This window comes from Vibrio sp. V04_P4A5T148 (assembly GCF_963875605.1).
Lineage (GTDB): Bacteria > Pseudomonadota > Gammaproteobacteria > Enterobacterales > Vibrionaceae > Vibrio > Vibrio anguillarum.
The window spans coordinates 22188-29321 of the sequence record NZ_CAWNMS010000054.1 but is presented as its reverse complement, the minus strand read 5'-3'; the positions used below and the strand labels follow the sequence as shown (position 1 = coordinate 29321).

Here is a 7134-nt window from a genome sequence, read left to right as displayed (position 1 = left end):
CGGTCAGCCCATTGTGGGTTTTGTGGGTTATGGTTTAAGTGGCTACGCCAAAGAACTTCAGCGATATCCGCCATACCCATCGGTGCACCAGGGTGACCAGAGTTAGCTTGTTGAACACCGTCCATACTAAGAGCACGGATGGCATTGGCTAATTGTTTACGTTCCATAATAATTACCGACAAATAATAGAGTTAGAAAGGAAAGGGGAACGTTAATCGTTCCCCAAATTTTAATTCGTAAGTGGATTACAACTTGGCTGCAATCATGACTTCAAGTTTGCCTTGGTCAATGGCAAAGTTACGGATGCCTTCCGCTAATTTTTCTACGGCCATTGGGTCTTGGTTATGTTCCCATAGGAACTCTGCATGGGTCATTGCTGCAGGGCGTTCTTTGTTACCTTGAGAGTCAACCAGTTTTTCAACCACTTCACCTTCAGCTGCTTCGAGTTCTGCCAGTAAAGAAGGGGCAATAGTCAAACGATCACAGCCTGCTAACTCTAAAATTTCACCGATATTACGGAAGCTTGCGCCCATCACGACTGTCTTGTAGCCATGTTCTTTGTAGTAATTGTAAATAGCAGTCACGGACAATACACCAGGATCTTCTTGCGGTGCAAAATCACGGCCTTCTTTGGCTTTATACCAATCCATAATACGGCCGACGAATGGAGAAATAAGGAATACGCCTGCTTCTGCACACGCGCGTGCTTGAGCAAAGGAGAATAATAGAGTCAGGTTACAGTTGATGCCTTCTTTTTCAAGGATCTCTGCTGCGCGAATACCTTCCCAGGTTGAAGCCAGCTTGATCAAAATACGGTCGTTAGTAATGCCAGCATCGTTGTACATTTTGATCAGTTGGCGCGCTTTTGTCACGCTACCTTCCATATCATAAGAGAGGCGAGCATCGACCTCGGTAGAAATACGGCCCGGAATCGTTTTTAGGATCTCTTTACCGATATTGACAGCAAGCATGTCACAAGTATCTTGAACTTGTTGAGCCTTGTCTGAGCTCTGTGTTTTTGCGTATGCGATAGAAGCATCAATCAGTGGCGCGTATTCTGCAATTTGAGCCGCTTTAAGAATGAGAGATGGGTTAGTGGTCGCATCTTCTGGTTGGTATTTTTTGATTGCGTCAATTTCACCAGTGTCAGCAACAACAGTCGTCATTTTACGAAGTTGCTCTAATTTATTGCTCATATCGATCATCCTATTTCTTTGGGCCAAGCCAGATTTTGAGTTTGCTGGGCATTTGCAAGCGGGTTAGCAATCACATAGTCATGTCTTACACATGCCAGAAAAGCTAACTCAATTATTTCCAGCGACCGAACATTTGCGTTGAACATTTGCTCGATCGTTGAGTAAATGATGTAGCCATATTTATCTTATCCACTGGGAAAGTCAATCGCTGTTCTGAGGTTATAGTGATATCAATCAACTATTTTTTTGTGAATTAATCTAAGTGCTGATAAATAAACGTTTGCTTAGATTTATCAAGGGTTGAAAGCGAACGTTACTGTGCATTGATTAGAGTGAGAAAATGTAATTTCCGTGAGCAAATGTTGCAAAGTAAATGAGGCTTAACCTATGCTAGGTCAATGAGCAAATGCTCAATTGTCGTTATTCTGCGCACAATATTGACCATGAGATCCCGTATGACCACTCCCAATCAAGACATTTCTATCGAAAATACTGACTTATTAACTGAAATTTCAGTGGCTTATTACCAAGATGGTGCAACTCAAGAAGAGATCTCGAAAAAGTTTTCTCTTTCACGAGCCAAAGTAGGGCGAATGCTTAAACAGGCACGCGATGAAGGGATTGTCGAAATTACGGTGAAATATCACCCTGTTTTTAGCGCCAAAATTGAGCAGCGACTGATTGAACGCTTTGGCGTAAAACGTGCGCTGGTTGCACTTGACCAACCTAGCGAAGAGTTGCAGCGCCAACAAGTGGCGGGGTTGGTTTCCAATTACCTGACCAGTACGCTAAAAAACGGCATGGTTGTGACCGTTGGTCAAGGCCGAAATGTATCGGCCGTTGCGCATCATATTGGCGTGATCACACCACGAGAGTGTAAGTTTGTCTGTAGTATTGGTGGCATTCACCCAAGAGGTGGGATGTTTAATGCGGATCATATCTGTCGGCAACTGGCCAAAAAATACGGTGGAAGCTCTGAAACGCTTTATGCGCCTGCCTATGCTGAAAATCGCGAACAAAAATTGGCGTTTATGCAAAATGCAACCGTCAAACAAACCTTAGATTTAGCACGTAAGGCAGACATTGCGTTAGTGGGTATTGGGGATATGAGTGAAAACAGCTACATGGTCGATCTCGGTTGGTTTACCGCCGATGAAGTGGTGCAGTCGCGTTTACAGCAAGGTGTGGTGGGGGATTTCGCTGGTTATGATTTTTTTGATATCCACGGTAAAGCTGCCAATACGGTGATGAGCGATCGTGTGATTGGCTTAGGGATTGACGAATTTCGACCGATCGCTGAGGTAATCGCTATCGCGGCTGAAAACAGCAAACCTTTAGCGCTGCTTGGGGCGCTACGTACCGGTGCAATTGATGTGATTGCCACCAGCGTAAGCAACGCGTTAACGGTATTGAATTTAGATGAGCAGATACAAACCGTCATTGGTTAGTGGATTCAGGTTAGTGAATTTAGGCTCATAAATTAATCTGCAATAACTGTAACGTGATTTTAAGATCTGAGTTTGGCTCGCATTGGCTGATTATTTTTAAACTTAAAATATATTTCTCTGCTGTATTGACGCAAACCCAAGGAGAAACTTATGAACAAGTTGATGATCGCCCTTCTCGTTGTTGCGTCATTTAACGCTACCGCAGAGACAACCAAACCCGTCGTGGCGGGCTACTTTGCTGATTGGCAATATGAAAATGAGCAAAACCCCTACACAGTTAAAGATATTCCAGCAGAGAACTTGACTCATGTTATTTACGCCTTTTTGAGTATGTGTGGCCCCCATTCTGGAGCCAGTGAAACCGTACAAAAGCAAATCGCTAAGCAATGTGAAGGAAAAGCACCATTTAGTGCGATTGTTGTTGATACTAAATCCGCGCTAGAAAAAGAGTTTGGTGCAGTCGATGTACCAGTTCCTTACAAAGGTCACTTCGCTCAACTTGCGCAAATGAAGAAAGACTATCCGACGCTTAAGATTCTGCCTTCATTTGGCGGCTGGACAATGTCTGAACCGTTCCACGCAATGATAAAAGATCCTGCTACGATCAAGCATTTTTCCAAAACAGCGGTTGAACTTATAGAGCAGTACGCCTTCTTTGACGGCATCGATATCGATTGGGAATATCCGGGTGGTGGCGGTTTAACTACTTCGCCTTGGAATCCTGATACGAAATTAACCGACGAACAAAAAGAAGCAGAAAAACAGGCCTATACCGAGCTGATGAAAACATTACGTGCTGATTTGGATGCGTTGAGTAAAAAGACGGCTCGCCACTATGAACTTTCTACTGCTGTTGGGGTTGGAGCGAAAGCGGCTCAGATAGATTGGCCAGCCGTATCCCCTTATTTAACCAATATGTTTGCGATGACTTATGATTTTCTGGGTGGTTGGGGAACGCAAACGGGCCATTTAACCAATTTACATGCGACGGATCGCAGTTGGTGGGGAATGGGAGCCGATGTGTTTATCAATCAAATGATCGAATTGGGTATACCAAGCGAGAAATTGGTTATCGGCGCGGCGTTTTATGGACGTGGTTGGCAAGGCACTCAAGATTATGAGGGTGGTTTGCCTACGGCTGATCTTGTGTCTGAGCAGGGAGCGCCGTTTGGGACAGGTGAAAATGGCTATTTCATGTTCTGGGATTTGATGAAAAATTATCGCGCGGCACAAGGGTATCAATATGGTTACGATCAAGAATCGCAAGCACCATATTTATGGAATGCAGAAAAGAAAGTATTTATCTCGTATGAAGATGAACGTTCAGTGCGCGCCAAAGCCAAATGGGCAAAATCAGCGAAGCTAGGGGGAATTTTTACATGGGAACTTTCAGGTGATCCTTCAGGTGAATTGATCAAAGCAATGGCTGATGAGTTGAAATAGCACGCTTTGTAAAACATGATCAAATCCCCACAATGGTGGGGATTTGATTCAGAGACTAAAGCTCAATAGGCAGCTCAGTGCGTTGCCCCCATTCTGTCCACGAACCATCATAAACGCACAGTTTTTCGTAGCCGCAAATTTGCGCAGCCAGCAGCACAATGCAGGCGGTTACGCCTGAGCCACAACTGAAAATGTATTGCTCTTTTCCAGCAGTCAGCGTTGCTTGCATAATAGGTTGTAGATCTTGCGGTGATTTAAGCTTATGCCCATTCATCAACTCTGTAAAAGGTAAGCAAATAGAGTGAGGAATATGGCCGCTGCGCACGCCTTCTCTTGGTTCTTTTATTTGACCCAAAAAACGAGCTTGTGAACGGGCATCAACAGTTAAGCTCTCTGGGTTCTCTATTTGTGCAAGCACATAGTCTGCGTTCACAAAATAGCGAGGATCGAGCGTGCCACGGAAGTTTCCGTGTTTAAAGGCGTGTGTGTACTCTTTTACAACGGGTAAACCTTGGCGTTTCCATTCGGTTAATCCACCATCAAGAACGTATACCGACGCATGTCCCATCGCTTTGAGCATCCACCATGCCCTCGGTGATGCAAACGTCCCGCTATTGTCATAGACAACGACGATCGAATCGTGGTTTAAACCGATCGATTGTGCTAATTGATTAAAGCGCTCTTCACTAGGCATCATATGAGGTAGTGGCGATTGTAGGTCACAAAATTCACCATCATAATCAAAGCGGCGAGCGCCGGGAATGCTATGCAGAGTATCTTTCTCAGTTTCACTGGGAATTTGGAATTCAATACTGCAATCAAGAACAACGGTGCGCGGGTCGCCTAACTTTTGTGCTAGCCATTGGGGGGAGACGAGTGGTGACATGAGTTTAACTCTCCTATTGTGTGGGCTGACGCGGTGGACGAACGAGAAAGACAGTATTGAGTCTTTGTCTTTCATTTACTGGCAAGTCTGGCAGTGAGCGAGTTTGCTTAAGTTCATTTCTCTCCACGTCATTGAAAGGGCGTCCAACATCAAAATTTTGCCTTGTTTTACCTGACCATATTGGGCGATCACTTTGATCGCTTCCATCGCTTGTACCGCGCCAATAATCCCGACGACAGGAGCCATTACGCCCGCTTCGACGCAAGTGAGTACGTTACTACCAAAAAGAGCGCTTAAACATTGGTAACAGGGCTCGTCTGGGTGCTGATACATAAACACGCTGACTTGCCCTTCCATGCGAATCGCAGCACCAGATACCAGTGGTGTTTTAGTTTGAAAGCAGAGTTTATTCAATTGGTTACGAGTATCAAGGTTATCTGATGCATCCAGCACCAAAGAATGCTGTTCAATTAATGCTTTCAATTGTGCATCTTCAAGGCGTTGATCAACGGTATTTACCGTTAAATACGGGTTAAGCATACGCAGTGACTCTGCCGCTGAGTCCACTTTTTTACGTCCAATATCGGCATCGCTGTGCAGCACTTGGCGCTGTAAATTAGAGAGCTCAACCACATCATCATCGATGAGCGTGAGTGAACCAACACCTGCCGTGGCAAGGTATTGGCTTGCAGCGCAGCCCAATCCTCCTGCGCCAAGAATTAATATAGAGCTTTGTTTAAGTGCTTCTTGTCCTTCAAAATCAAACTGTTTGAGAATGATTTGTCGGTTGTAACGCAGTAGCTCTTGATCAGATAGGATCTCCATAGTGATCCTTAGTACAAGCTGGGATTAAAAAGTTGGATATTGACGGTTTCGCCCACTTCCACTCGGCCACGATCTTGTTCTAACACCACAAAACAGTTGGCGAGACTCATCGAACGAAATGCCCCCGAACTTTGGTTTCCGGTAGTTTCAACAACAAACTGGCCATTTTCAATTGTGTAAATACCGCGTTGGTAGTCAGTACGGCCCGGTGATTTTTTAAAGGCATTTTTAGTGATGGCTGGAATGGACTCCGGTGCTTTCCACTGAGTGTGTCCAGCCAATTTAGCCAGCATAGGTTGCACCAAGACGTATAGGGTTAATACGGCTGAAACGGGGTTGCCAGGTAAGCCACAGAACCAAGCATGATCTAATGTTCCAAATGCAAACGGTTTGCCCGGTTTTATTGCCAGTTTCCAAAAACCGATTTCTCCGAGTTCTTGCAAAATATCTTTGGTATAGTCAGCTTCGCCTACACTTACGCCGCCAGAAGTAATAACCACATCGGCCAAATGTTGAGCTTTATCAAAGGTAGCTTTTAAAGTGGCAGGGCAATCAGCAATGATCCCAAGATCAATCGCTTCACAACCAAAATTCTCAATTAATGGTTTAATGCCATAACGATTGCTGTCATAGATTTGCCCCTCAGCAAGAGGTTCACCGAGTGGTTTTAGCTCATCTCCAGTTGAGAAAAAGGCCACTTTGGGTTTACGAAAAACGGTCACATGGCTGATGCCGAGTGTGGCAATCATTGGGATATCACGCGAAGTCAAGCGAGCCCCTTTATGTAGTACTACATCGCCTTGTTTGATGTCATCACCAGTGGGGCGAATATTTTGCTGAGGCTTCGCATTCGGCTGTAGAAAGCAGATACCATTTTCGTTTTCGGTCGTTTGCTCTTGCATGATCACCGCGTCGCAACCAGCTGGAATTTTCGCGCCAGTCATAATTCGCACGCAACTGTTGGCTGGCCACGGCCCTTCAAATGGAAGACCGGCAAAAGATTTACCAGCCAGCGGCAGGGTGGTTGACTGTTGCAGATCAGCTAATCGAATAGCGTATCCATCCATCGCTGAGTTATCGAAAGGCGGCACAAAAATGGGTGAGAGTAACTCTTCGGCCAACACATAGCCTAATGCGTCGGCTAGCGGTAGTTTCAGCGTCGTTTGGATGGGTTTGATATTCGCTAGCATTGTCTCTAACGCTTGTTCGATAGGCATTAAGCCCGGTGAATCACAACAGCCCATGATCGGTTCCTATAGCTTTTTTCTTTGCGAGGACTTTATCATACATTGCTTACAGGCAATAATGACCATCCTTAAAATATGGATGTAATTAT

Annotated in this window: 7 protein-coding genes; 2 read left to right on the top strand and 5 right to left on the bottom strand. The window is 45.0% G+C overall.

Going from position 1 to position 7134, the window contains the following annotated elements:
• On the bottom strand, nucleotides 1-167 hold a 167-nt coding region (locus AACT18_RS11785), incomplete at its 3' end, for a hypothetical protein (protein ID WP_141138100.1).
• Between the two features lie 78 nt (nucleotides 168-245).
• Nucleotides 246-1196, bottom strand: coding sequence for a transaldolase (tal, locus tag AACT18_RS11780; RefSeq protein WP_026027792.1), 951 nt, complete (start codon nucleotides 1194-1196; stop codon nucleotides 246-248).
• A gap of 455 nt (nucleotides 1197-1651) precedes the next feature.
• Between tal and AACT18_RS11775 the strand changes: the two genes are divergently transcribed.
• Together AACT18_RS11775 and AACT18_RS11770 are read left to right on the top strand one after the other, a co-directional pair.
• Entirely contained in the window at nucleotides 1652-2644 is a 993-nt protein-coding gene (locus tag AACT18_RS11775) for a sugar-binding transcriptional regulator (RefSeq protein ID WP_013867843.1), read from the top strand.
• Nucleotides 2645-2806: 162 nt separating this feature from the next.
• Complete coding sequence (locus tag AACT18_RS11770; protein ID WP_412766641.1) at nucleotides 2807-4087, top strand: glycoside hydrolase family 18 protein; 1281 nt, start codon at nucleotides 2807-2809, stop codon at nucleotides 4085-4087.
• Between the two features lie 55 nt (nucleotides 4088-4142).
• Here the strand turns inward: AACT18_RS11770 and AACT18_RS11765 are convergent, their stop codons facing one another.
• The 3 genes from AACT18_RS11765 to moeA form a co-directional block, all read right to left on the bottom strand.
• Entirely contained in the window at nucleotides 4143-4973 is an 831-nt protein-coding gene (locus AACT18_RS11765; protein WP_029189753.1) for a sulfurtransferase, read from the bottom strand.
• Nucleotides 4974-5048: 75 nt separating this feature from the next.
• A complete protein-coding gene (gene moeB, locus AACT18_RS11760) occupies nucleotides 5049-5798 on the bottom strand; it encodes a molybdopterin-synthase adenylyltransferase MoeB (protein WP_013867840.1) in 750 nt (249 codons plus the stop codon).
• Nucleotides 5799-5806: 8 nt separating this feature from the next.
• Nucleotides 5807-7042 (bottom strand): molybdopterin molybdotransferase MoeA, encoded by a 1236-nt coding sequence (moeA, locus tag AACT18_RS11755; protein ID WP_017046934.1) that lies wholly within the window; start codon nucleotides 7040-7042, stop codon nucleotides 5807-5809.
• Nucleotides 7043-7134: the final 92 nt, after the last annotated feature.